The sequence below is a fragment of the Phocicoccus schoeneichii genome (assembly GCF_014635565.1).
GTDB lineage: Bacteria > Bacillota > Bacilli > Staphylococcales > Salinicoccaceae > Phocicoccus > Phocicoccus schoeneichii.
On sequence record NZ_BMDB01000004.1, the window covers coordinates 73919 to 98391 of the forward strand.

General features: G+C 36.2%; 26 protein-coding genes and 1 pseudogene. 4 read left to right on the top strand and 23 right to left on the bottom strand.

What is annotated here, in order from left to right; genetic code table 11:
* Positions 1-7 precede the first annotated feature (7 nt).
* The 15 genes from IEU51_RS08280 to IEU51_RS08350 all read right to left on the bottom strand — a co-directional run bounded on the left by IEU51_RS08280 (position 8) and on the right by IEU51_RS08350 (position 11543).
* Positions 8-781, bottom strand: coding sequence for a distal tail protein Dit (locus IEU51_RS08280; RefSeq protein ID WP_186088523.1), 774 nt, complete (start codon positions 779-781; stop codon positions 8-10).
* 15 nt (positions 782-796) lie between these two features.
* Positions 797-3418 carry a phage tail tape measure protein gene (locus IEU51_RS08285; protein WP_186088522.1) on the bottom strand — a complete coding sequence of 874 codons (2622 nt, stop codon included), beginning with the start codon at positions 3416-3418 and terminating at the stop codon, positions 797-799.
* An 86-nt stretch (positions 3419-3504) separates the two neighbouring features.
* Positions 3505-3813, bottom strand: a complete 309-nt coding sequence (locus tag IEU51_RS08290; protein WP_186088521.1) for a hypothetical protein — start codon at positions 3811-3813, stop codon at positions 3505-3507.
* A 99-nt stretch (positions 3814-3912) separates the two neighbouring features.
* Positions 3913-4089, bottom strand: a complete 177-nt coding sequence (locus IEU51_RS08295; protein WP_186088520.1) for a hypothetical protein — start codon at positions 4087-4089, stop codon at positions 3913-3915.
* 11 nt (positions 4090-4100) lie between these two features.
* Positions 4101-4484, bottom strand: a complete 384-nt coding sequence (locus tag IEU51_RS08300; RefSeq protein WP_186088519.1) for a hypothetical protein — start codon at positions 4482-4484, stop codon at positions 4101-4103.
* A 15-nt stretch (positions 4485-4499) separates the two neighbouring features.
* On the bottom strand, positions 4500-5096 hold the full coding sequence (locus IEU51_RS08305; protein WP_186088518.1) for a major tail protein: 597 nt from the start codon (positions 5094-5096) through the stop codon (positions 4500-4502).
* A 3-nt stretch (positions 5097-5099) separates the two neighbouring features.
* Positions 5100-5447: a hypothetical protein gene (locus IEU51_RS08310; RefSeq protein ID WP_061114366.1), complete on the bottom strand. Its 348-nt coding sequence runs from the start codon at positions 5445-5447 to the stop codon at positions 5100-5102.
* On the bottom strand, positions 5444-5875 hold the full coding sequence (locus IEU51_RS08315) for an HK97-gp10 family putative phage morphogenesis protein (RefSeq protein WP_061114367.1): 432 nt from the start codon (positions 5873-5875) through the stop codon (positions 5444-5446). The genes IEU51_RS08310 and IEU51_RS08315 overlap by 4 nt, the downstream gene beginning before the upstream one ends.
* Positions 5868-6203, bottom strand: coding sequence for a head-tail adaptor protein (locus tag IEU51_RS08320; RefSeq protein WP_061114368.1), 336 nt, complete (start codon positions 6201-6203; stop codon positions 5868-5870). The genes IEU51_RS08315 and IEU51_RS08320 overlap by 8 nt, the downstream gene beginning before the upstream one ends.
* Before the next feature lie 3 nt (positions 6204-6206).
* On the bottom strand, positions 6207-6515 hold the full coding sequence (locus IEU51_RS08325; protein ID WP_061114369.1) for a head-tail connector protein: 309 nt from the start codon (positions 6513-6515) through the stop codon (positions 6207-6209).
* A gap of 14 nt (positions 6516-6529) precedes the next feature.
* Positions 6530-6757: a hypothetical protein gene (locus tag IEU51_RS08330; protein WP_061114370.1), complete on the bottom strand. Its 228-nt coding sequence runs from the start codon at positions 6755-6757 to the stop codon at positions 6530-6532.
* An 18-nt stretch (positions 6758-6775) separates the two neighbouring features.
* A complete protein-coding gene (locus tag IEU51_RS08335; RefSeq protein WP_186088517.1) occupies positions 6776-7972 on the bottom strand; it encodes a phage major capsid protein in 1197 nt (398 codons plus the stop codon).
* Between the two features lie 12 nt (positions 7973-7984).
* On the bottom strand, positions 7985-8671 hold the full coding sequence (locus tag IEU51_RS08340; RefSeq protein WP_186088516.1) for a head maturation protease, ClpP-related: 687 nt from the start codon (positions 8669-8671) through the stop codon (positions 7985-7987).
* Positions 8637-9923, bottom strand: a complete 1287-nt coding sequence (locus IEU51_RS08345) for a phage portal protein (protein ID WP_186088515.1) — start codon at positions 9921-9923, stop codon at positions 8637-8639. Before IEU51_RS08345 ends, IEU51_RS08340 begins: the two co-directional genes overlap by 35 nt.
* Positions 9924-9944: 21 nt before the next feature.
* Positions 9945-11543 (bottom strand): terminase large subunit, encoded by a 1599-nt coding sequence (locus IEU51_RS08350; protein ID WP_186088603.1) that lies wholly within the window; start codon positions 11541-11543, stop codon positions 9945-9947.
* Positions 11544-11800: 257 nt separating this feature from the next.
* On the opposite strand from IEU51_RS08350, the pseudogene IEU51_RS08355 reads away from it, so the two are divergent.
* A pseudogene (locus tag IEU51_RS08355) lies at positions 11801-12411 on the top strand (rRNA adenine N(6)-methyltransferase family protein).
* A 115-nt stretch (positions 12412-12526) separates the two neighbouring features.
* On the opposite strand, the gene IEU51_RS08360 reads toward IEU51_RS08355, so the two are convergent.
* Together IEU51_RS08360 and rlmD (IEU51_RS08365) are read right to left on the bottom strand one after the other, a co-directional pair.
* Positions 12527-12853 carry a gamma-glutamylcyclotransferase family protein gene (locus IEU51_RS08360; protein WP_229713930.1) on the bottom strand — a complete coding sequence of 109 codons (327 nt, stop codon included), beginning with the start codon at positions 12851-12853 and terminating at the stop codon, positions 12527-12529.
* Positions 12854-13193: 340 nt separating this feature from the next.
* Entirely contained in the window at positions 13194-14588 is a 1395-nt protein-coding gene (rlmD, locus tag IEU51_RS08365; RefSeq protein ID WP_186088514.1) for a 23S rRNA (uracil(1939)-C(5))-methyltransferase RlmD, read from the bottom strand.
* 131 nt (positions 14589-14719) lie between these two features.
* Between rlmD (IEU51_RS08365) and IEU51_RS08370 the strand changes: the two genes are divergently transcribed.
* Positions 14720-15661, top strand: a complete 942-nt coding sequence (locus IEU51_RS08370) for a threonine ammonia-lyase (protein WP_186088513.1) — start codon at positions 14720-14722, stop codon at positions 15659-15661.
* Positions 15662-15713: 52 nt separating this feature from the next.
* Here the strand turns inward: IEU51_RS08370 and IEU51_RS08375 are convergent, their stop codons facing one another.
* Both IEU51_RS08375 and rlmD (IEU51_RS08380) read right to left on the bottom strand, forming a co-directional pair.
* Positions 15714-16664, bottom strand: a complete 951-nt coding sequence (locus IEU51_RS08375) for an LLM class oxidoreductase (RefSeq protein WP_186088512.1) — start codon at positions 16662-16664, stop codon at positions 15714-15716.
* 36 nt (positions 16665-16700) lie between these two features.
* Positions 16701-18038, bottom strand: a complete 1338-nt coding sequence (gene rlmD / locus IEU51_RS08380) for a 23S rRNA (uracil(1939)-C(5))-methyltransferase RlmD (protein ID WP_186088511.1) — start codon at positions 18036-18038, stop codon at positions 16701-16703.
* Positions 18039-18122: 84 nt separating this feature from the next.
* Between rlmD (IEU51_RS08380) and IEU51_RS08385 the strand changes: the two genes are divergently transcribed.
* Complete coding sequence (locus IEU51_RS08385) at positions 18123-18359, top strand: hypothetical protein (protein WP_186088510.1); 237 nt, start codon at positions 18123-18125, stop codon at positions 18357-18359.
* Here IEU51_RS08385 and IEU51_RS08390 read toward each other — a convergent pair.
* Both IEU51_RS08390 and IEU51_RS08395 read right to left on the bottom strand, forming a co-directional pair.
* Entirely contained in the window at positions 18356-19249 is an 894-nt protein-coding gene (locus tag IEU51_RS08390) for a diacylglycerol kinase (RefSeq protein ID WP_186088509.1), read from the bottom strand. The two genes, IEU51_RS08385 and IEU51_RS08390, sit on opposite strands and share 4 nt — an antisense overlap.
* On the bottom strand, positions 19246-19755 hold the full coding sequence (locus IEU51_RS08395; protein ID WP_186088508.1) for a GrpB family protein: 510 nt from the start codon (positions 19753-19755) through the stop codon (positions 19246-19248). Before IEU51_RS08395 ends, IEU51_RS08390 begins: the two co-directional genes overlap by 4 nt.
* Before the next feature lie 100 nt (positions 19756-19855).
* Here IEU51_RS08395 and IEU51_RS08400 point away from each other — a divergent pair, with 100 nt between their 5' ends.
* Entirely contained in the window at positions 19856-20608 is a 753-nt protein-coding gene (locus IEU51_RS08400; RefSeq protein ID WP_186088507.1) for a hypothetical protein, read from the top strand.
* Between the two features lie 417 nt (positions 20609-21025).
* Here IEU51_RS08400 and IEU51_RS08405 read toward each other — a convergent pair whose 3' ends face one another.
* Together IEU51_RS08405 and IEU51_RS08410 are read right to left on the bottom strand one after the other, a co-directional pair.
* The gene (locus IEU51_RS08405; RefSeq protein WP_186088506.1) at positions 21026-21193 is read right to left on the bottom strand and encodes a hypothetical protein; all 168 of its coding nucleotides are present in this window, start codon (positions 21191-21193) and stop codon (positions 21026-21028) included.
* Between the two features lie 213 nt (positions 21194-21406).
* On the bottom strand, positions 21407-24466 hold the full coding sequence (locus IEU51_RS08410) for a type I restriction endonuclease subunit R (RefSeq protein ID WP_186088505.1): 3060 nt from the start codon (positions 24464-24466) through the stop codon (positions 21407-21409).
* Between the last annotated feature and the right edge of the window lie 7 nt (positions 24467-24473).

A 24473-nucleotide genomic window follows, 5' to 3' on the forward strand; every position in this document is an offset into this window, starting at 1 on the left:
AATAAAATCACCTCCATCTACTTTGACTTAATACATGAAGTTCCGTAAATGCTGCTCCTGTACCATTTACTTTTATTTCATTACTACCAGGATATAAAACTGGAAAATTTAACTCATCTAAAACAGATAAACCATTCCGAACCGTATTTCCACTTGTATCTGTTATTTTTGCAGTTAGTAATCCACTATCAACGATTAATATTTCATTTGATGATAATGGTCCATTAACTTTTAAACTTTCACCATTTGTGGTAACCGTTAAAAATGTTGAACTTGAACTACTGATATTTCCTTTCATTCGATATATCGGGAAAGATTCTATATTGCCTAACTCCCTATCAACTACATGGCTACCAGTAGAATTAATCGTAAATTGCTCATCTGTAATCGCATATCCATAAGGATCTGGACATACAAATGTCAGTTCAAATGAACCTGCACTTCTTAAAATTCGCTCACAATCCACTTCCTCTACTAAACGTGCTAAAAAATATCTGTTTGGAATATCGTCTAGCACTAATTGTTTTAATCCTAAATTAGGGTTCAACCATTCAGCTACATCATCCAATAGATGAATTACTTCGGTAAATGAATGCTGCGGAAAAATATTACAAATGACTTTGATATATTTTTCTGATGTATCTGAACCTAGATCGGCAATTCCCATTCGACCAGGTATAACTTCAAATGCATTTCTAGGAGCGGGAGAAACTTGCCAACTAACAATTCTTGCAGTGATTTTCATGTTTTTCGAATGAACGCCATCAAATGTAAACCCCATTCATCCCACTCCTTTCTAACTTGGCACGAACCTCCCTTGTGCTCGAGACCCTGTTTGAATTAAGTTATATAATTCTTGTGAAACTTTTCTAATATCATCTTCACTTCTGACAATCATTTGTTGGATTGTAATTAAGGATCCATATCCATCTTGACTTGTTGTAATACCGTTTGCCCCTACATTCATGTTTGATTGAATGTCGAAATCTGTCGGAACTGCATCTTGTATATCCTCAGAAACTTGACTCATTGCCTTATCAAAACCAACCCCTAAACCTTGAGCCATATCATCACCAATACCAGCAAATACAGTTGATGGAGATTTAATACCAAGTAAACCTTTTACTCCACTTACAATTCCACCTACAAAATTACTGATTTTATCTTTGATCCAAGTAACCATGGAGGCAATTCCATCCCAAAGACCACGTACAATATTTCGACCGATTTCGACAATTGCAATTGTTGCTTTTCCTATTCCCGTAATTAATGCCATCACAATTTGTGGTAAAGCAGCGACCAGGGAAGGTATAGCTTTAATTATGCCAACTACTAATTGCAAAATGATACGGATCCCCATATCGATAATCATCGGTAAGTTTGAGGTAATAAAGTTAATAATGGAATTTATTATTTGTGGTAAGGCAGCTATCAATCTAGGTAAAGCTGCAACAATACCTTCAGCTAAAGCCATAATAATTCGAAGAGCCGCATTTAATATTTGTCCTAAATTATTGATTAACGTATCTACAATTAAAATGATTGCATCTATAACCGCTGGAATTAGCTGTGGCAAGGCACCTGCTATCCCATTCGCTAATGCGATAACAATTTGGATGGCCGCTTCAATTAAAATAGGTAAATTTTCAATAATAAATTCCGCAACAGTTGTTACTAAATATACGACCATTTCAACTAACGGCTCGATATTCCCTACAATCGCCTCAATAATTCCTGTTAATAAAGCAATCGCACCTTCTAATAAAGGTGGCAGTAAAGTAGGCAAAAGTTCTACCAATACATTCACCAGCTCTGTTAGCATTGTGGCTATCATATCAATGGCACCCGGGATATACTCTGTAATTCGATTAATTCCTTGAATTAAAAAAGATGATATTCTCTCGCCTATAGCGGTAATATCACCTTCTTGAAATCCATCATTTAATATTTCAGTTATATCTCGAACTAATTCTGTCACATCACCAACTGCCCCTTGGGCCATTTCTGCAAACTGTTCTCCGATAACGATTTGTAGTCCTTCATAAGCTGACTTTAGACTCCGAACTGAACCTGCTAAACCACTTTCCATGGTATCCGACATTTGCTGTGCGGCACCATCAGCATTTTCAAGTTCCTTATATAGGTTATTCATCTCATCGCCAGTTCCAGATAGTAATGCATTAACGCCCGCTAGATCTTGTTTATTGAAAATATTACTTAATGCGTTCATTTTATCTGCTTCTGACAATCCATCAAGTTCTTTATTTAAATCAGTAAATATGTCGTTCATATCTCGAATATTCCCTGATGAATCAGTGACGCTTATGCCCAGACCTTCTAATTCTTTTGCAGCAGCTGAAGTGGGAGATGTTAAAGACATAATGATGTTTCTAAGTTTCGTTCCACCTTCTGCGCCTTTTATCCCGCGGTTTGCTAGGACTCCCAACATCACATTCAAAGTATCCAAATCTTGGCCAGCATTTTTCATTGTTGCTCCTGCAACAAGAATACCTTCACCTAATTGCTGTACATCTGTGTTGGACTTTTGTGATGTCTTTGCCATTTTGTCCATATACAGATCCATATCAGCGATTTCAAGACCTAAGGCAGCCATGGAATCTGTCACCAAGTCAGATGCCCTTGCTAAATCCATATCACCCGCAGCTGCAAGGGTAAGCACACCAGGTAATGCACCAATCGCCTGTTCTGTATCATATCCCGCTAAAGCTAGATAATTTAATGCTTCGGCTGATTCTGATGCCGAGAAACGTGTAGTTGCTCCCGCATCTTTTGCTGCTTGAGATAATTTACTAAAGGCTTCTTCCCCTTCTTCGCCTGTAAGTCCCATTGTTGCTTGAACTTGCTTCATGGCATCTTCATATTCGCCATAAACATTTAAAGAGTCCTTTATAAACTTACCTGATGCGACTGCCCCAGTTCCAATTGCGGCCATTGCCGCAGCCGCTGCTTTTAAACCGGCTACTAATACTTTACCTGCAATATCACCCGCTGTTTTTAAACCATTCACAAGTTTTTCTACTTTTTCTCGATTAAGATTCTTTACTTCTTCTTGTGAGTCCTTCAGTTCACGTTCTAAGTTATTTAACTCAGCATTCGCATTATTTAACTGGGTTTGCCAAGAAAGTGTTCTTCTATCATTTTCTCCAAAGGATTCAGCAGCATTGGCAAGAGCCTTTTCTAGTGTTGATACTTTTTCCTTTTGTGCATCAATTTCTTTATTCAATACTGCATTTCTTGCGGTTATTGCTTTAATAGATTTATCATTTCTATCGAATTCTGATGTCACTAATTTCATTTCTGAGCCTAACACTCTGAAGCTTTGATTTATCTCACGTAACGACTTCTTAAATTCACGTTCTCCTTCAACACCAATTTTAAGCCCAAAATTGTCTGCCATACTGCCACCTCCTTTAAAAATAAGCATAAAAAAAAGAACAATCTATTGATTGCTCTCAAATTCATGTTCTCAGAATGTAAAAATATTTAATTCTCTTTATAGTTTTTTATTATTTCTCCAAGGTTCTCAATTAAATATTCGTAAGCTCGCATTTTGATTACATCTTCTTCTGAAGGTTTATTATAGAAATTCTTTTCTTGGAGCTTTTTCTTCTCGATATTAATGTTCCGCTTAGTATTAAAAAGTATGTTATCCAATGTATCGTCAACTTGTTCGTTATACATGTCTAATCGTCCTTGATCATATGCTTCTTTTAATTTCTCTTCTAAAACATCTCGTGCTATTTCTGCACCTTGTGATATTATCCAGTCAGATATTTGCTTTAATTTATCCATACAAGAACTCCCTTCAAAATAACATCTAATATAATTGTTTGATGAATACTTCAACTATCCACTCTTATAGTAAAAAGTATATCACAGTCAATAAATATTCTAAATTCCATAAGGAATGATGTCATCAATGGATAGTTCATTTTTAGGTTTTGTAAGACCTGTGAATTGTTTGTGGATTTCCCATTGATCAAGCAAATGGCCAATAGGCATCAACCATACTTCTTCTTCAGTCCTTTTTAGCTGTGTAACTCCATAATAAATAAGTCGAGCAAACATTTCTTCATCATTTACTCGACCACTTCGTTTTTTGTATCGGCTTCCTCCGACTCAATATAGCGTTTTGTCCCTTTAAACATTGCTTCCATAATTGCATCTTTAAAAGTTGCCATTTCAACAGGTGATGTTAACAGTTCCACATCATCTTCCGTTAACAACTCTTTCTTTTCTTCATTTAATCGATTATGGATATAGATACTTTGATTGGCAAGCAGGGTAATTAACCAGACAATCTCGTCTAAAGCCATTTCAAAATTTTCAGCTTTCATTAACTTCTCACCTAAATCTTCAAGGTCACCATACCTTTTTGCAATTTCCTTTGTCGCTTTTGTTGTTAAGATTAATTCATAGTCCAAACCACCAATCGTAATCTTAGCACTTCTTTCATTCGTCATAATTGATCGCTCCTTTTATCCTTCAGTCCCCGCAGCAAATACTGGTTCATACACTTCGCTATACCAGCCTGTAATAATTTCTTGGTTTACTCCATCATCACCTTCACTCACTTCAGCTTTCCATGGGTGCCTTCCTTGCCCATCAAGCTTGTTCCTTCGTAATACCGTACCTTCAATTGTTGGTGTAGAGAAAGTAATACTATCCCCTTTTGTTGCAAGGTTTGTTGCTGGAATACCAAACTTCACTCGGTATAGCCAAAAATATCGGTATTTTCCATTTGCCTTTTTCGCCCTAAAACCAATCGCAACTGGATCTCCACCATCTTCACTTGTAGATATTAATACATGGTTATCATCAATTGTTGCTCCAGTTAAATCACTAGCTGCCGCCACACCAATATCATCAATACCAAGCGATAGTGTTCCGCTTTGAAATTCTTTAATCACTTCAGCCGCACCATCATCTGCATATAAAGTTGCCTCAGCTAATTCAACAGATAATTCAGCACTAATAGCTTTTGCTAAAGGACTAGGAGTTTCATAGGTTTCATCACCGTTTTCCCCTTCTGTTATTTTTGCATAATAAAGCCTATCAAGCCCGATAGTCGCCATAAATCATTCCTCCATTTCAAATTCATAATATTTTGCTACATCAATAGCTAAATGATGGTAACCTGTATCATCTTCGTGACCAATATATCTTCTGTCGGTAATAACAAAGTCCGCACCCAAAAGAGTGCGGACTAAGGTATTTTTTATTGATGTATAATTCTTTTTTGAAAACAACGAAACCCTAACTTCTTGTACATCATACTTTGGAATATTATCTGCATGTAATTCAAACATATCAACGATTGGTGTGATTACAATGTATAAATCAGGAGCAGTATCTGAAAAGATACCTGTTTCAACTGGAATACCACATTGTTCCGCAATTTGAGTTACTTCGGCTAATACATTCATATGCTTTCCACTTCTTCTTCCAATTTTTTAATCATCGCATCCATACAAGGTTGCCTTGATGTTCTTCTTGCTGGTTTTAAAAATGGCTTTGCAGGTTGACCCGATTTTCCGTATTCGATTATATTAGCTAATTTAGCGTTGCTAACCCCATCTTTACGTGGTTCATTAAACCCTACTTTAACATTATGATTTCCTCTTCGGTCAACTAAGGCAGGTGATACTCCTAATGCAGATACCAACTCACCAGTTGATCTACTCGGAAGTTTTGTGTCCTTCCCAATAACCGAGCTTAAATTAGACTTCATTTTATCTAATACAATTTCTCCACCTGCTTCAAGAACCCTCGGAACGATTTCATCTGTTTTACTTCCCAATCTTGAAATCTTCATCAAGAATTCTTCTGGCATTTTAATATTAACTTTAGCCATCTGATGCCACCACCTTTTTTGTTAAAACCTCGATATACATATTTCTATTTTTCACATTATCAACGCTTACTACTTCATATCGCCCATCATCACATACAATAAACATTTTCGGTTTAATGGTTAAATCGGGAATGTTTCTAAAACGAAATAACGCATTCGCTTCAGAAAAGGCTGCCCTATTTGCCCAAGTCTTACTACCAAAGCGTTCTTCTTTGTATGCTGTCACAGATGCTAGGATTCTATCGGTTTCTTCACTGAAAGACTCTTCATCTTTTACAATTTCACGTGTTACGATATCGATAAATGTACGCATTTTACCAAAACTCATACGCTATACCTTCCAATCTCTATCTAGCCTTAATAAAAGGTTGACTGTTTTCCAAACTTGCTCTCCAGCAAGTGCGCTATCTGCGAAAAATCCACCTGTACTGCCATCTCGACTTTCGTAAAAGTGTGATGCCAACATGATAACCGCTTGTTCCGTTGTCGCGGGCATATTCTCATCTAAATATGTGCCTTCTTTAATATGTTGATAACTCTCTGCATAAGAAATGGCGGCAGTGATGTACATTTCTATTAAAGCATCATCTTTATCATGTTGGAGTATTAAATTAGCCTTTACTTTTTCTAGTAATGTCATCACTTTCGCCACCTTTATTCTTCTGACATATAACCAGATGTTTTTAGTTTCGATAGTAATGCATTAAAATCCGCAACTAAGTCTTCTATTGTTTCTGCTGTACTATCAGATTGATTTGCCATTTTTTCATTTGAAGAAGAAGGAAGGCCAGTGACCTTTGCCCCTTCTTCAATAACAAGTTCCCCGCCAATAACCGTTTTTTCTCCGCCTTGTTCCGTATAATTCTTAGCGTTATACCCCATCGCATTCTACTCCTTTATTTATTTTTGTTGTAAGACTTTAATTGCTTCTGGCAAAATCAACTTTCCATCGACACGTTGACTTGCTAGGAAACCAACTTGCCCTGTTGTTGCAAAAAGTTCGTTTAAACGCTTGAATGAACGACCTTGTCTGTCTGCAATCCAATAATATCCGAAATCACCAAAGGCAATAGACTTTGCTTTCGTTTCAATAGTCGGTGCATAAGCTGAAGTGAATACTGGACGATTCAATAACGTATCTGGTGTACCGGCAGTTAGTGATGGTTGCCATAAGTACTGACCTTGACCATCTTTTAATTTTCGAATTGCTTTTATTGTTGCATCATTCATAATGAATACAGCATTTTTACGATATGGTGCTTTTAAAGAGTAAACTAAGTCAATAATTTCATCTGCAGTAATAGCTGTTGCTGATGTGGCAGTAACTCCTAATTCTGCACCACCAGTATCATGAAACACTCCAGTCGGCTTTCCTGCTCCATCACCGACAAGAAACGCTTCTTCTTCTTTTGCTCCAATTCTTCGAGCAAATTCAGTTGAAATGTAATTCTCTAAATTAAATACACTATCGTTCAATAGTTCATCCGAAACTTTAATCATTGTACCTAACTTATAAGCACTGATTGAAGTCTGTCCAAACACTGAATCGCTTTCTTCAAATTCTTCTCCTTCATCCAACCATGCCGCTGAACCTTTAGTAGTGACAACTGGAATTTTACGATCGCCACTGGACGTTTTTACAATCTTAGCAAGTTTTCGGAATACGTTCTCTTCTTCTAATGACTGTACAAGTGTACGCTCGAATTCATCTGGAACTAAAAATCCTCCTTCTGAATCTGTTCCCACTGATAGTGAGTTCATAATTTCTTGTGTTGGATTTTTACTTCTCATCGCATTCCAGAATGCCTTTGTATAACCTTCAGAAGCTCGTCCACTCTTTGTTTCCATTCCTGGAACAGATGGATTTCCAATGATAGGTGTATTTATTGGACGATTTAATTCTGCATCTAAAGCCTCTTGCCGTTCTAAACGTTGAATTTCTTTTCCTAAATTCATAATATCCTCTTCCATACGATCATACATCTGTGCATCTTCAGCCGATACCAAACCATCACTTCCACGTTTAGTATCTAAAAAAGTTTTAGCAGCCTCCCATGCTTTTGCTCTTTTCTCTCGTAATTCTAAAATTTTATTCATATTGATTTCCTCCTAATATTTCAATAGATTAAGCCGCTCATAAAGCGGATCAACTGATTGTTTTAATTGTGGTTTTTTTATTTTATTCATTAAAGAATTTGTGACTGCTCGTCTACTAAAAACAAAACTATTCTCTACCGCACTATCTTGATTTTCATTAGCAAACATCAATCCATCCGCAAATCCTAGTTCAATTGCTTTATGTGCATTAAGCCATGTTTCTGCATCCATTAATTCTGATAGTTTATTTCTTGATAAACTTGTTTTGATTTCATAGGCATTAATTATGCTTTCTTTCACTTCATCAAGCATATGCAAAGTCTTTTTCATTTCCTCACTGTCTCCAATTGCGATGGTAAATGGATTATGAATCATCATTAATGATGTTGGTGACATTTGAATTTCAGTGCCTGCCATAGCAATTACAGAAGCTGCCGATGCGGCAATTCCATCAATTTTCACGGTGACATCGCCTGGATACTCCATCAACATGTTGTAAATTTGTGCAGCTGCAATACAGTCACCCCCCGGAGAATTAATCCAAACTTCGATATCACCTTTGCCTTGCATGAGTTCTTCCCTAAAAGCAGATGGTGTTACTTCATCATCAAACCAACTTTCCTCTGCTATCGCTCCGTATAAATGAAGTATTCGCTTGTCGGCTTTATCGTTTTTTGTCCAGTTCCAAAACTTCTTCATCTTCGGCTTCCTCCTTTTCATATTTCTTCGCAAACACACCCGCGTCTTGGAGTTTTGTCATATTCCCATTGATTAAATATAAATCTCCTCCAAGTTCATCCGGTATGCGGTCTAAATTCTCAAGTTCACGAATGTCATTAGCACTCATCCAACCATTTTGCCTCGCTGTTGCATAGCCACTCATTCGTGAAGCATAATCACCTCTAAGCAATCCATCCACATTAAATTTCACAAAGTATGCTTTCTTTTCACTTTTCGTAAATAATGCTCGACTTATTGCCTGTTCCCACCGAATAACCCATGGATCAAGTGTGTATTTAACAAATTCTAACGATTGTTGCTCTATATTAGAAAAGCTCGACTTTTCCAAGTCACCTACCATATGAGGCGGCACTCGGAAAATTCGAGCTATCTCGTTAATCTGAAATTTTCTTGTTTCTAAAAACTGAGCCTGATCAGGTGCAATTGCAATTTGTTGATACTTCATACCTTCTTCTAATACAGCGACTCGATGGGCATTACTAGAACCTTGGTAGGCTTTATTCCAGCTATCCTTTACCCTTTGTGGGTCTTTGATAGTTCCTGGATGTTCTAAAACCCCTCCCGGTGCTGCCCCATTAGCAAAAAACTTTGCTCCGTATTCTTCGGTGGCCATTGCCAAACCTACTGCATTTTTTGCCATCGCAATTGGTGAATATCCAACTAAACCATCAAAACCAAGTCCGGGTATGTGAAGTACATCTTCAGCTTTTAATGCAACAGTTGTTTTTTCTGAACCAGTCATTTCATCAAATGTTTTTGTGTATAAATAATACAAGTTACCTCTTGCATCTCTTTCGACTGACATTTTATTTGGCATAAGTGGATAAAGTGCAATAACTTCACCTTTTCCATTTCGAATAATTTGCGCATACGCATTTCCCCATAATAAAAGATGAGTCATTAATGTTTCTCTAAACACAAATGAACTCATCTCAGGATTTGGTTCGTCATGAAGTAAAAAATATAAGGTATGGGATATTGCCTTTTCCTTGCCACCTGTATCTGTGTATTTATATAAGTGCAGAGGTAAACCAGCTACAGCTTCAGCTAATATCCGTACACATGAATATACTGCAGTCATTTGCATTGCTGTAAATTCATTAACAGATTTTCCACTACTAGAATTTCCAAAGAAAAAACTATAATTGCTCCCAAATGAATAGTTTTGTGGTTTGTCTCTTGCTTTAAACAAATTTGTAAACCACCGCATATGAATATCACCTCCTTAACTTTAGAACACAATCAATCCTCTATCATCATAAACGGAATCACTTGTTCCGCTTCTTCTTATTGCTCGGTCAAGTGCCATAATTGTTGCCACCGCACCATCAATTTTTTCTGTTGATTTTTCTTTATCTGGTTTAATGTTTCCAGCTGGATCCGTTCGAACATGAATATTATCCATCATCCAACGTAAAACTGGGTGTCCACCATGAGCAAGTTTTTCTTCTAATGTTAATTTCATTAATTCCTTTGATGATGGGCTCATATCTTTAAAACCTTGTCCAAATGGAACTACAGTAAAGCCTAATCCTTCGAGGTTTTGCGTCATCTGAACAGCACCCCAACGGTCAAATGCTATTTCCTTTATATTGTATTTCTTTCCTAATTCTTCGATGAACTTTTCAATATAAGCATAGTGAACAACGTTTCCTTCTGTTGTTAGCATGTGACCTTGTTGTTCCCACACATCGTAAGGTACTCTGTCTCTATCCACACGTTGTCTAATATTTTCTTCTGGTATCCAAAAGTATGGCAATATCACATATTTATCATCTTCATATTCTGGTGGAAAGATTAAGACAAATGCGGTTATATCAGTTGTCGATGATAAATCGAGTCCCGCATAGCACTCTCTACCAATTAAACTTTCAGGGTCAACTGGCAAACCACATCTGTCCCACTTTTCCATTGGCATCCATCTGACAGATTGTTTTACCCACTGATTCAATCGTAACTGCCTAAACAAGTTCTCCTCAGCAGGGTTTTGTTTGGCACTTTCACATGCTTGTTCGACCTTTTCAATATCTACTGTAATTCCTAGTGATGGATTTGCCTTCTTCCAAACTTCAGGATTCGTCCAATCATCATCTTCCTCTGCACCATAGATAACAGGATAAAAGGTAGGATCTATTTTTCTTCCCTCAAGTACATCTTTTGCTTTTTGATGTACTTCATAACAAATCGAGTGTTGATCATTTCCCGCTGTTGTGATTAAGAAGTACAATGGTTGTTTCCTTGCGTCCCCTGAACCATGAGTCATAACATCATATAGCCTTCGGTTCGGCTGAGCGTGAAGTTCATCAAACACGACCCCATGAACGTTCAATCCATGTTTTGTGTAAGCTTCTGCAGATAACACTTGATAGAAACTCCCCAAAGGTTTATAAATCAATCGTTTTTGTGAAAGGACTGGCTTAAATCGTGCTTTAAGTGCAGGTGATTGTTCCACCATGTCGACAGCAACGTCAAATACAATCGATGCTTGTTGCCTATCCGCAGCACATCCATACACTTCTCCACCATGTTCAAAATCACCACATGTTAAAAGTAAGGCAACCGCAGCGGCAAGTTCTGACTTTCCTTGTTTCTTGGCTATCTCAATATAGGCAGTATTAAACTGGCGATAGCCATTCGGCTTCATCGTTCCAAATACATCTCGAATAATCTGCTCCTGCCAATCTATCAAGTCAAAGTTTTTTCCGAACCATTCACCTTTTGTATGCTTTAAACAATTAATAAAATTCACCGCCATATCAGCAGCATCCTTATCGTAGTAAGATTGTTCAGCTTTAAAGATTGTTGGTTTATAAATTTCTAGCTTTCTAATTATAACCACCCCCTTAGCAAATAAAAAAACTAAATGAATTTATAAAGTTTTGCACGACAAAAAAGCCCAGATTGCTATCTGAGCTTAAGACATCTATTTAATTGTTCCACAATCTGTACCCTTTTGCAGAACAATATTCACTGTTTAATTCACAATTTATGTGTTAAAATAACTTTAGGTTTAACAATGAAAAATAATTGGTTATAATGAATTGTTAATATAGAAAATTCATTATAACCACATTGGAGTGGGTTATAATGAACAAAAAAGAGATAAAATTTAGTCAAAACTTTATTACCTCGAAACGACATATAAATAAAATTATGAGTAATTTAGAATTAAATAGAAATGATAATGTTTTTGAAATTGGTTCAGGAAAAGGCCATTTCACACTAGAACTGGTTCAAAAATGTAATTATGTAACAGCTATCGAGATAGATTCAAATTTATGTATTCAAACACAAAATAAAGTTACAAATTACGATAATTTTCGAATTATAAATAAGGATATATTACAGTTCAAGTTCCCAAACAACAGAACACTTTGAAAGTAATGCAACAGTTAGTTACTTAATAGTCGAGGAAGGATTTGCTAAAAGGCTACTCAATACAAATCGTTCTCTAGCGTTACTTTTAATGACTGAAGTAGATATATCCATATTAAGTAAAATCCCTAAAGAATACTTTCATCCAAAACCTAAAATTAATAGTTCTTTAATTATGTTAAAAAGACACCCATCAAAGAGAACTATTTACTAAAAACCAGTTTAATAAAGCCTTAAGTTATGCAAAAATAAAGGATTTAAGGAACATTAACTTCGAACAATTTTTATCAGTATTTAATAGCTATAAATTGTTTAATAACTAAGTGACAAATTCCTTAGCATTTAATAAAAAGGATTGCCATCTAGGCAGTCCTTTTTTGGTATTTTCCATTCACCTAGTGTGTTCAACTTTGCTTGTATATTATCATATTATTCGGACTACACTAATTTCCCTCCATTAGATTCGTTTTCTAAAGTAACACCGTCTTTTTTATATGAATTCTCAACTGCTCTACGTAAATATTCGACATCAAATCCTGCACTTTGATAACCTTCTAAAATAGTTGAGTAATAGAAACAACTTGGCTGTTCAAGTGGTTTACTTTCATTCACAATATAGACCATTGCGTTGACGGTCTTTTTATCGATTTTAACTTTTATCATTTCTTTTCTATATAGATAGGGCCATCCCTCATACCGATCGAGTGCTTTTTCGTCATTGGGCGTAATCTGCCACACAAGGGCTGGAACTCTTTCCCGTTGCACGGTTCAACCGTTGCCACAGCATGCAAGTGTGGCCCACTAAAAGTGAGTGTGTGGTCCTTTACTTCACTTGTTCCTACTAATTTCGCAGTTGGGCATCTGTTTGCCATTTGCTCTAGATTTAAATTTGATCCGTAGACAATATATAATTTTCCCATCATTTGAGTCTTTTCAAAATTTACTTTTGAATGATTTCGGGTGGCTTATCCAACCGGAACCTCCATGTCAACCCTGATTTTCAGGGCATCTAAAGCCAATAAAAAAGGGTTCCGCTCGTTTATCCATCCAAAATAAACTTCAGCGAAACCCTATAAACCTTATTCTATCAACACTTCAACTCTTCCTATTCATCCACCCTAGACAATAACGCCACAATTTCACAGTGCACTGTATGTGGGAACAAGTCTACCGGCTGTACCTTTTTGAGTTCATATCCAAAGTCTCTTAACCACACAATGTCTTCTGCGAATGTTTCTGGGTTACATGACACGTAAACGACTTTATCCGTCTGCAGTCTTCCGATTCTACGCATCACTTTACCACCAGCACCGCTTCTCGGTGGGTCTAAAAGTACTAAATCAGGTGTTCCCCACTCTTCTAGCACCTTATCCATTCCACGTCTCGCGTCTTGTGCTAAGAAATACGTATTATCTATATCATTATCTCTCGCATTTCTCTTCGCCGATTCAATCGACGATTCTACAATCTCAATTCCAGCTAACTCTTTCACACGACTCGCAAATGGTAAACTGAATGTCCCTACTCCACAGAACAGGTCAATCATCTTCATATCTTCGTTCGCATCTGCCATTTCTATCGCCAGTTCTACAAGTTTTTGTGCTTGCACTGGATTCGTTTGGAAGAACGTATCAAACCACACGCGATATTTATAGCCACTCATCACGTCATAGATAAAATCACGGCCATATAGTGTTGTCGTGTCTTCAGATTGTGCACGGTCTGCAATATCTGTGTTCTTCATCCACATGATGCTCTCAATATGTGGTAGCTGTGTTGTCAGTGATTCAATCAATTCATCTAATATTTCTTTGTGATTCTCTGGGTCATCTGTTGTAAATAACGCAACCATCATTTCTCCAGTGAGTTGTGATTCACGAATCATTAAATGTCTCATTAAACCAACATTTGTATCTTTGTTATAACCTGGTAACTCATGTCTTTTCGCCCATTCTGACACAATCAACATTGCTGCTGTCATATTTTTACCTGCAATTAAACATGTCTCTAAATCAATCACATTTCTAAAGTTTCCAAGTTCATGAAGTCCAAGTTCACCATTCTTACCAAACGTAAACTCCATTTTATTACGGTAATGCCATGGATCTTCATTCATACCGATAACTGGATTCACAACCCTTGTATCAAAATCATGTTGTTCTAAAAACTTCACGATACTGTTGTATTTTTCTTTAAGCTGACCTTCGTAGCTATAGTGTTGCCACACACACCCCCCACATAATTCGAAATGCGGACACTCTGGCCCTACTCTTTCTGGATGTGGCTTTAATATTTCATCTGGTAATATATTTGCACGTCTACGACCTAAAGCATTTGGTACAGTTACTCTAACTTCTTCGCCTACTAAGGTTTCAGGTACACTCACCTTTAAGTTCTTGTTTCTACCTGTGATTTCTTCACGACGAATTGTTGCGGTACCAGATCCTTTTTTATCAAGACCTTTAATCGTAACATCATATGTACGTGTAACTTCCGTCATACTATTCCTCCATTCACATACGTCTTATTAATGATATATAGATTTGAAGTTAAGTTCAAGATATTTTGTATTTGGTTTTTAAGTAAATGTTGTATCATAGACTTAAGTACATATCTAAGAGGAGTGGCAATATGACATTAACATTAAATGATTTTAAAGACGCAAAAGAACGCATCAAGGATCACACAATTGAGACGCCTATGATCCGTAACCATTCATTAGAAGATATCTTAGGTACAAAAGTCTATGTGAAATTAGAGAACCTTCAAGTCACGAATTCATTCAAGATGAGAGGTGCAATGAATAAGATTTTAAGTTTATCTGAAGAAGAATTAAACAGAGGAATCATTTGTTCATCGAGTGGAAACCATGGACAAGCGATATCATATGCAGCTAAACAACTTGGAATTCCAGCCGTTGTTGTGACTCCACATACAACTCCTGAGTTTAAGAAAAGTAAAATTAAAGAGCATGGTGCAGAAATGGTATTCTGCGATGTGGAAGAACGTTTCGAAGTTACGGATAAGTTAGCTGAAGAACGCGGAATGACAATCGTACCACCGTTCGACGATGAACTTATCATGGCCGGTCAAGGTACGATGGCTTTAGAAATTCTAAATACTGGTGTGGATTTAGACTACATACTTGTTCCAACAAGTGGCGGTGGTATGCTTGGTGGAATCGCAACTGCGATTGGTGAATCTGATAGTGATATTAAAGTCATCGGATTAGAACCCGCAAAACTTCCTAGACAATCAGAGAGTTTAAAAGCAGGTAAACGGGTTAAAGTAAAATCTGTATCAACAATAGCAGACGCACTTGTAGTAAACCAACCAGGAGCGGTTACTTTTCCATACATACAGAAGTATGTAGAAGACGTAATTACAGTTTCAGATGAAAAAATGATTGAAGCACAAAAATTACTTCTAGAAAAAGGTAAAATTTTAGCCGAAGTATCATCATGTATTGGAATCGGAGCAATTTTAGAAGGTAAATTCAAACCAAACAAAGACGAAGCCGTATGCTTCCTAATCTCTGGCGGAAACTTAAGTTTAGATCAATTAGATTTGTAAAATAGAAAAAGAGCACTGATTTTCAGTAAAAATTAGCGCTCTTTTTTTATGCTTATTCTTCTATCGTCTTAAAGTGTGGCAAAACGTATTCTGCAAGTTCTTCCATCATTTCGTCCATTGGTCGTTCACTTGATTTTAGATTTAAATAGACGTGATTGACGCCAGATTCTTTTAAAATGTTTAGCTCATCAATTAATGCATTGCGTCCCGTTTGAGTGCCCATAAAGATTTGTTCTCTAGGTGCATTAGGTTCTTTTAAAAGTTGTAGACTTAAAATTTGGGCATATGGTTTAAACTGTCCAGCACGTTCACGGTATTCATCTGTGAATCTTTTTTGTTGCTCTGGTGAATGGGAATACCCAAACCATCCATCACTGTGCTCCGCAATCCACTCTAATGTCTGTCCCGAGAAACTCGTGACCATGATTGGAATATCTCCTATTTCAGGTTTTGGAATCATATCCGTCGAACCTGTCATGTTGACTCTTTCTGTCAGTATTTTTGGAAATTCTTTACTCCAAATGTCTTTCATGACTAAACAAGCTTCACGGAAATATTCAGCGCGCTTGTTTTCATCCACCTGAAACGCTTCGAATTCAACATCACGATCTCCAGTGGCAAGCCCTAACACAAGGCGTCCCCCTGAAATCTTATCAAGTGATGCTGCTGATTTTGCGAGATTCAGTGGATGTTGGAATGACGTGATTACACTCGCAGTGACGAGTGCGATATTCTTTGTGTGAGCAGCAAGATATCCTAAATACACCCATGGATCATACATCTGCCCGACATCTCTAAATGACGGGTCGAGTAACGGAATATCACGCACCATGAGTGCTGCAAAGTCTAGATCATCTGCGAGTTTAGCGAGCCTCATCTGCTCTTTAAGATTCATTTCTGGCATGCTACCTTTATATGTCTCAAGTGGAATAGATAAACCGATTGTTAAATGATTCTCCTTGAACATTCGAGAGTAGCCTTTATGATTTTTGAAATGACTCATATAAGTATCACATCACTAACTTTATTTAATTTATATTTATGTTGTTTTTTTAATCATCGAACACACCGCTTCAACATGATACGTTTTTCCAAACATGTTAAATGGAGTGACGTCGTCTATTTCATATTGTTCGCTTAAAATCTTAATATCTCTTCCAAGTGTTGCCGGATTACACGAGATGTACACAATACGGTCCGGTGCGACCTCGAGTACCGCGTCTAAAAAGTCTTTGTCCGTCCCCACTCTCGGAGGGTCGATAAACACAACGTCTGGCTGCACATTGTTCTTAACCAATTGTTTCATAATCTCTTCTGCTTTACCAACATGGTACTCAGTATTCGTACGATCATTTAACTCTGCATTTTCTTTTGCATCTCGAATCGCTTCTTCGACTACTTCAATACCAATTACTTTTTTAACATAAGGACTCGCAATTTGCCCAATCGTTCCTACGCCACAATATGCGTCGATGACAATATCATCTTCTGTTAATTGCGCTCGGTCAATCGCTTCTTGATATAGAAGTTCTGTCACACCATGATTGACCTGATAAAATGACTGGTGACGAAGTTTAAACGTCTTACCAAGCAGTTTATCTTGAATACGTTCATTTCCATGAATCACTCTCGATTCTCTGCCTGTCACGAGATTTGTACGTTTCTGATTTACATTTTGAATGACACTTGTGATCATTTGATGTGCATGAACCAGATCTTCTACAAACCTCTTATTAATCGGTGATTCTGAATTCGTCACAAACACAACTTGAATTTCGCTATTATCATTATTTGAACGGATAATAATATTTCTCAGATACCCTTTACCTGACTTTTCATTGTATGCTGAAATATTGTATGTCTTTATTAACTTTCTAACGGTTTTAATGATGTCATTCGCAATGGGTTTTTGAATCATACAATAATTCACATCAACAATATCTCTTGATTTGTCTTTATAGAAACCAATATGAACGTCCCCATCCACTTCACGCACATGGAACACAGATTTATTTCTATAATCATATAGATGTTTCGATACGCATGTGTTCACTTTTATATTTTTAATATGTCGACTTAGCGTATTTTTTACACTCTCTGTCTTAAATTCGATTTCAAGTGAGTCATCCATATGTTGTGTCTGACATCCACCACACTCAAAAAAGTACGGGCACGGCGGAGATACACGTCTCTCGTTCTCTTTTAAAATACGCACAAGTTCGCCCTCAGCAAACTTACTTTTCTTTTTCGTAATTTTATATTCTATATCTTCATCTGGTAAACTATTTTTGATAAAAACAGGAAAATGCCCAATTTTTACAACACCTTTACTTTCATGTGTTAAATTGAGTACAGAACCTTGTAGAATGTCACTCACTTGACATCTCTCCTTAAAATACTTTAAAAACTCTCTTTTTTTCATTATAATAATACTATTGAACATGTAAAGGTGGTGCGATTAATGAAGTCATCAAAATTATTACTCTGGATTATGTTTGCTTATTGTTTTATTACTATTTTTGAAATCGGTTTGCCAGCAGTAATCATTTCGGGAATCGCATTGTTCATGGTTTTAAATTATACGTTAGTGCGACAAACTCACTTAGAAGAATTCAATGAAGCACATAATACACAAGAACACACTGATGAAGTTCATTCAAACACAGAGACACTACATAAAGAAGAGGCCGATGTTTAGTCAGCCTCTTTTTTCATGCGAATTTCTAATGCCTGTTTTAAGTTCTTAAATTGAGCGGGTAACATGCCTCCAAACTCACCATCAAGATTCAGTTGTACATCTTCGTAGCTTGAAACATTTACATTTCTCGCACTTATAAACTTTACTTTGCTGTGCTTAAAGTGTTCTCCACGCATAGCAAGTGTAAGGACATGCGCAAGTTCTGCTAAGTTTACTTCTTCTAAGATTAAAAGAGAAAACTGTCCGTCATCTAGTTTAGCGTCTGGTACGAGCTTCTCAAAACCACCAATTGAGTTTGTAAGCCCAATTAAAAAGAGCATGACTTTTCCAGTATAAACTTCGTCATCATACTCGATTCTAATTGGAAACGCAGAAATTTGCGGTATTAACTCGATTCCTTTTACGTAGTATGCTAGAGATCCGATTACTGTTTTTAATCGACTAGGTGCCTCGTAGCTCACCTCGGTAATTTTTCCAGCTCCAGCAATATTCATGAAATATTTACCATTCATAACTCCAATGTCGATGTTTCCAGTTTCTCCATTAATAATAACATCGAGTGCATCAAAAATGTCATTAGGAATTCCTAATGCCCGCGTAAAGTCATTCACAGTACCCATCGGAATAACGCCGAGAGTCGGACGTTCATCAAATTGAAACAGGCCGTTAATGACTTCATTAACAGTCCCATCTCCACCAACGGCTATTACAAGATCAAATCCATTAATACTCGCATTCTTCGCCGCTAAAGTAGCATCACCTTTACCTTTCGTGCGATGGGCACTCGCAACATATCCTGCATCTTCTAAACGTGACAACACTTCTGGTAACTCTGCTTGAAACGTTTCTTTACCAGCCGTAGGATTATAGATAATTCTTGCAGTTTTCATAGAACAGTACCTTTCAGCATAATGTCTTTGACATCGCTATAAAATTTAAATTTTTGATCAATGTAGTCCGTAACACCTTCTCGCTTTAGGGCAATGAGTTCATCTTGTAAAACTTTAGATTTTTTCATAACATTCGATAAATCCAAAATTTCTTTAACACGTACATCATTCTCACTAATAAAGATATACCGTGTGCTCAATTGGTCGATCTCTTTAGTTAAGATAAGAAGATTCCGAAAAAATGGCGACTTCTCTTTACTAGGCGTGTAGCCATCTGCGATTAAAATTTCTTGATAATCATATATATCCGTACTTTTTTTGCACACAAAAAGAATATCAATTGTATTAAATTCAGTACTAAATGTAGATGATCCAATGTGATGAACTTCAACCACAACTTTTCTCAATGTGTTTAAAAGTGGATATGTCGCTTTTAAATATATATCTTGAATAGATTCTGTTACATTCATTTTTATCAATTCTATCATTCCGTTTTCATACTTCATAATGATTAAATCAATAGAAAGTGTTATTATTTATATGTGATAAGTATAACATATAGAGTCAAAATATAGACTTTTTATACCTAGTGAGAGGAGCACTTAAATGAAAAAAATCATCATAGGGATTCTTGCTTTAATTTTTCTCGGATTACTCGTATTAAACTTTGGTTTTGAGACTAAAAGTAAACTCGCAGTGGATACAGAATCACCGTCTGAGAAAAAAACTGAAGTAAGTAAAGATGAGCACAAAGATAAAAATATTGAACCAGACTCAGAAAAAGAAGAGGATGTTTCACAAAAAGAAGAAAACTACATATTTAATGATGAAGATTTAAATGCAAGATACCAAGAACTAAAAGAACAAAATGAACCACTCGTGGTATCTGTACTACTGCCAAGTTATTATAGCAATGATTTTATTTCTAGTTTGGAAGACGCCTTTAATACTGATACAATTTCCTTTAAACGAATTGATATTGAAGGAAATACAACAAGCCTAGGTACACTCCCCTATTTTGATAACTCAGACGCTGTCATGATTAGTGCATTACAAATTCAAGACTACAATGACGAAGTATTACCTCAGCATAACTTAAATAAGATGCTCGAGTATTATATGGACTTTTATAACAACGGAATGACAGCAATCGTTTTATCAGAACCAAATGCACATGAACACAATAACCTAGAAAACGTCCTGCTTGAAGACCAAGATTATATGAGCAATAATGACTATTACTTTGTAAGCAACGTAGACGTTGAAGCAGATGCAATGTTCAATGAAGACGAAACAACACTTTCAACACAAGTAGAAAAACAAATAATTTCAAACATAAAAAAATTTTTAGTGAAATAATTTTAATTCCCGAAAATCTATTATTGATTTCGGGAATTTTTGTGTAAATATAATGTGTTGTGTTAATTCATTTTTGGTGGATATATATATATTGGATTATTGTAATAGTTGATGTTTGCGAGACATTAGTGCGAGGATACTCTCAACATCGTAGTGCTAGCTTACATTTTTTCAATATTAATGCAGCGATACTTTTTTCTTGATTGCAGCTAATCTCAGTATCAAACACTTTAGCTGTAGTATGCTGTTTTTATCTGCAGTAAATTTGTGAACTGAGGGGCTCAACTGAACCCCTTTACATCAACATTTATAGTTATATAGTAATGGTTTTGGTAATGATTTATACTCAATTTACACGCATACGCCTATGTTTTAAAAAAAATAGTACTTTTTCAAAGTAAACTAATAGCACACTATTTAATTAGTATAATTTTCAAAATCAAAATAGAATAGTGGAACATTTTGATTTAGCATTCTAGCATAAAACTCATCAATTGCTACTAAATCACAACGATACGCACCAACATAAGCTTCTTTTTCAATATCAGTAAGAGTTATCCCAACAGTATTATTAAGTTCTTCCATATTTTCAGATTTTGAAAGCCAGTTAGAAAAGTCATACTGCTCATGTTACAAAAGGTCTCTAATATCTACTTCAAATAATTTTCCAATAGTCATAAATTCACCTACTCTCATATTAAATTTAAAAAGCTGTTTATTTCAAGAAAACCCTATATCCTTAACTGATGGATATAGGGTTTAGTTAATCGATTATCTTTTACCTAATAATTTATTCGTCTATTTATACTTATTTTTTATCTCTACCATATACTCTGGCAAAGCTTCATTTACAAGATGCATGGTATGCATGAGTGGACTAACTTCTGGTTTTCTAGCTTCTTCATAATTTACACTCCGTTGTAGGTCTTCAATATAAGGAATAACTTCTTTTTTATTTAAAGAATATTCTTTAACAGATTCAGATAGTAAATTCGCGTCAAGGCCCCAATCTTTCGCAAATACATCAATTTCTCTTTGGACTTTGTTCTCTTTCCATTTTTCAAACAAATCATCAAAACGTGAATTACTAGATAAATTTCCGGTTACTAATTCAGTATCCACAAACTCTTTTAATAGTTTCGCTTGATCATCTTCACCCATATCACTTAACTCTTGGATTTGTTGATGTATAATCCGTAAAGTCTCTGTATCAACTGTTTGAATACCGTCTTTACTACTTACACGATCTCCAATCAATCCTAAGATATGATCCGCATCAATGACTTGAGTACCTGACAATTTAGCTCGACCAACTAAGGGCTGAACTGGTAAAATTTCAGTGTTATCTTCTTCAGGCTTTAAGTTTTTATAAGCACCAATATATTTCATCCACTGATGCTCATCTATTCCAAATTCTGTATCATCCCATTCATATTCATAGTACTGCTGAACAGTATTTAACTGTTGATTTGCATGCGCGAATGATTCAATGAAATTATCCAATTGCTCATTGTTTGTTTCTAAATCTGCCCAATTTGTTGGATCTGGTAGTACTTCTTGTATCCACTCAACAGCCTCTTTAAATTTATGAACAGCAACCTCATAATGTTCAACAATTGCTAGACTACTCGTTCCACCAGAACCATACAGTGTAAGTGCACGATTGACTTGCTCTTCTGTCATAGCTGGGTATTTGTAATTAATTATCGTTCCAAATTCTTTCATAGGACCTTGTACGCGATTGGTTCTTGAATAAGCTTGAATTAAACCTTGAAGCTCTAGTGGACGATCTACATATAAAGTATTCACATACTTTGAATCATAGCCTGTTAGTAACTGATCTGCTACAATAATCAAATCAATATTTCGTGGATTGCGACCACTACCTCCACGAGTCGATCGAACCACTAAATCTTTAAAATAACTGTCGCCATCTTCTACGCGAAACTCAATACCTGTAAATTTACCATAGTCTTTAAACATCTCACTGATCACATCAGGTGAAATACCGTCAGGGTCATTTTCATTTCCAAAGCTAAAGGTCATCGCAACATTTAAATCGTAATCCATCTTAGCTAAAGCTTTTTTAAATTCATTATAGTAAGCAATAACTCGATCCTTATAGGCAACCGTCAAAATAGCGTTAAAGAATTTTTCTTGCGATTGTGATTCCCAATTAGAAAGTATTTCTTCTACTACTCGAGGAATGTGCGTTTCATCATGGTAAGATAATAATCCTTCCTTGACAGCCATTCGTTCAATTTCTGCATCTGACTTGCTAAGTAACTCTCGCTCAATTGCTCTTTCTCCGAGTTCTGGTTTATCATTTAAAACTTTTTCCGCTAAATCTTCTCTTAAACTAGAATAATCTTCGAACTCTCCTGTATTTATATAATCCACATGAAAACCTAAAACATTCCCATCACGAATTGCTTGGTCAATCGTATAACTATGCAATTCTGGACCGAAAAGTTTTTCGGTAGTGTCAATGACTTCACTTTGTACATTAATCATTCCAGTTGATTTATTCTCATCAAATAATGGTGTTCCAGTAAAACCATAAAAAAGCCCGTTTTTCTTAAAGTAGCTCTTAATATTGACCATCATTTTGCCCATGGTTGTTCGATGGGCTTCATCGATGATAAATACAATCTTTTTATCAGCTAAACTATAATTCTCATTTTCCATTAAGTCTTTCACTAAAGAATCCAGTTTAAAAGTCGTCGTCACAATAATTCCACGTTGTTTAGAAAGCATTTTCTTTTTTAGATGATATGTATGCGTAGTGTCATCAACAGTTACAGATTCATAAGCAGCATACGCTTTAAAGTTTGCACTTGTTGCTGCATCTAGTGAACGTCGGTCTACAAGAAACACCACTTTATCAAAACCACCTCTAGTCGATAGGAATAGAGCAGTTTTAAAACTTGTAATCGTTTTTCCAGAACCGGTTGTGTGCCAGACATAGCCTCCATGACGAATACCATCTTCACCCCATCCTAAGGCAGCGCGTTCAACTGCTTGTAAAGCATATACTTGATAGGGACGCATGATCATGTGTCTTCGGTTCTCTTCATCTTCCGCTTCATCAATAATTAAATAATCTCCAACTAACTGATGAGCCATTGGAATCATTAAAAAGCGTTCAACAACTTTCTGCCAGTCATTTATAGGGTTATTCTCTTCATCTGCCCATTGAAAAACAAAGCTTTTATTAAAGTCATTAATAGATTTCGGAGTCGCAAAATATCGAGTTGCTACCTCAGATATAATAACCATCATTTGAGAGAATGCCATGAAATTATTGACAAATTCTCCATCTCGATAGTAGCGTTTAAATTGTCCAAAGGCTTCATCTAGAGATTTATCTGTTCGCTTTTGTTCAATGTTAATTAACGGCAAGCCATTAATTAACAAGACAATATCAAAGCGATTCCCGTTCTCACTCTCCACTTCGCGAGCAATTTGGTAGCTTGAATCACCCCCACGGACTTGAGACTTTTTAAAAATCGTTAACGTAATTTGTCGGCGAGTAATACCCGGATGATCATCTCGGTAAATTCCATCAATTTTTCCAGTTGATCCTTCCATCGCTAAAAGTTTGGCAGCTTCAAAACTATTATCAATTTGTTTAACCTTTGCCATGACTTGTTCGAACTCTGCATCACTTAAAGGAACTCCTTCTAATTGATCGGCATTCATCCGATTCAGTTCATGACGCCAATTTTCAATTAAATGATTGACTGTTACGCGTTGTTTATTTCCATCTAAATGGTCAGGTGCTTTCCATTTATATTTTTCTAATTCACGCACAAACCGATCTTGAAATGCTTGTTCCGATGATGTTTTTTGTTGCATACAGTTT

Coding starts and splice junctions, on each gene's coding strand:
- IEU51_RS08280 (WP_186088523.1), bottom strand. CDS start 781: ATGGGGTTTACATTTGATGGCGTTCATTCGAAAAACATGAAAATCACT.
- IEU51_RS08285 (WP_186088522.1), bottom strand. CDS start 3,418: ATGGCAGACAATTTTGGGCTTAAAATTGGTGTTGAAGGAGAACGTGAA.
- IEU51_RS08290 (WP_186088521.1), bottom strand. CDS start 3,813: ATGGATAAATTAAAGCAAATATCTGACTGGATAATATCACAAGGTGCA.
- IEU51_RS08295 (WP_186088520.1), bottom strand. CDS start 4,089: ATGTTTGCTCGACTTATTTATTATGGAGTTACACAGCTAAAAAGGACT.
- IEU51_RS08300 (WP_186088519.1), bottom strand. CDS start 4,484: ATGACGAATGAAAGAAGTGCTAAGATTACGATTGGTGGTTTGGACTAT.
- IEU51_RS08305 (WP_186088518.1), bottom strand. CDS start 5,096: ATGGCGACTATCGGGCTTGATAGGCTTTATTATGCAAAAATAACAGAA.
- IEU51_RS08310 (WP_061114366.1), bottom strand. CDS start 5,447: ATGAATGTATTAGCCGAAGTAACTCAAATTGCGGAACAATGTGGTATT.
- IEU51_RS08315 (WP_061114367.1), bottom strand. CDS start 5,875: ATGGCTAAAGTTAATATTAAAATGCCAGAAGAATTCTTGATGAAGATT.
- IEU51_RS08320 (WP_061114368.1), bottom strand. CDS start 6,203: ATGAGTTTTGGTAAAATGCGTACATTTATCGATATCGTAACACGTGAA.
- IEU51_RS08325 (WP_061114369.1), bottom strand. CDS start 6,515: ATGACATTACTAGAAAAAGTAAAGGCTAATTTAATACTCCAACATGAT.
- IEU51_RS08330 (WP_061114370.1), bottom strand. CDS start 6,757: ATGGGGTATAACGCTAAGAATTATACGGAACAAGGCGGAGAAAAAACG.
- IEU51_RS08335 (WP_186088517.1), bottom strand. CDS start 7,972: ATGAATAAAATTTTAGAATTACGAGAGAAAAGAGCAAAAGCATGGGAG.
- IEU51_RS08340 (WP_186088516.1), bottom strand. CDS start 8,671: ATGAAGAAGTTTTGGAACTGGACAAAAAACGATAAAGCCGACAAGCGA.
- IEU51_RS08345 (WP_186088515.1), bottom strand. CDS start 9,923: ATGCGGTGGTTTACAAATTTGTTTAAAGCAAGAGACAAACCACAAAAC.
- rlmD (WP_186088514.1), bottom strand. CDS start 14,588: ATGACGGAAGTTACACGTACATATGATGTTACGATTAAAGGTCTTGAT.
- IEU51_RS08370 (WP_186088513.1), top strand. CDS start 14,720: ATGACATTAACATTAAATGATTTTAAAGACGCAAAAGAACGCATCAAG.
- IEU51_RS08375 (WP_186088512.1), bottom strand. CDS start 16,664: ATGAGTCATTTCAAAAATCATAAAGGCTACTCTCGAATGTTCAAGGAG.
- IEU51_RS08385 (WP_186088510.1), top strand. CDS start 18,123: ATGAAGTCATCAAAATTATTACTCTGGATTATGTTTGCTTATTGTTTT.
- IEU51_RS08390 (WP_186088509.1), bottom strand. CDS start 19,249: ATGAAAACTGCAAGAATTATCTATAATCCTACGGCTGGTAAAGAAACG.
- IEU51_RS08395 (WP_186088508.1), bottom strand. CDS start 19,755: ATGAAGTATGAAAACGGAATGATAGAATTGATAAAAATGAATGTAACA.
- IEU51_RS08400 (WP_186088507.1), top strand. CDS start 19,856: ATGAAAAAAATCATCATAGGGATTCTTGCTTTAATTTTTCTCGGATTA.
- IEU51_RS08405 (WP_186088506.1), bottom strand. CDS start 21,193: ATGGAAGAACTTAATAATACTGTTGGGATAACTCTTACTGATATTGAA.
- IEU51_RS08410 (WP_186088505.1), bottom strand. CDS start 24,466: ATGCAACAAAAAACATCATCGGAACAAGCATTTCAAGATCGGTTTGTG.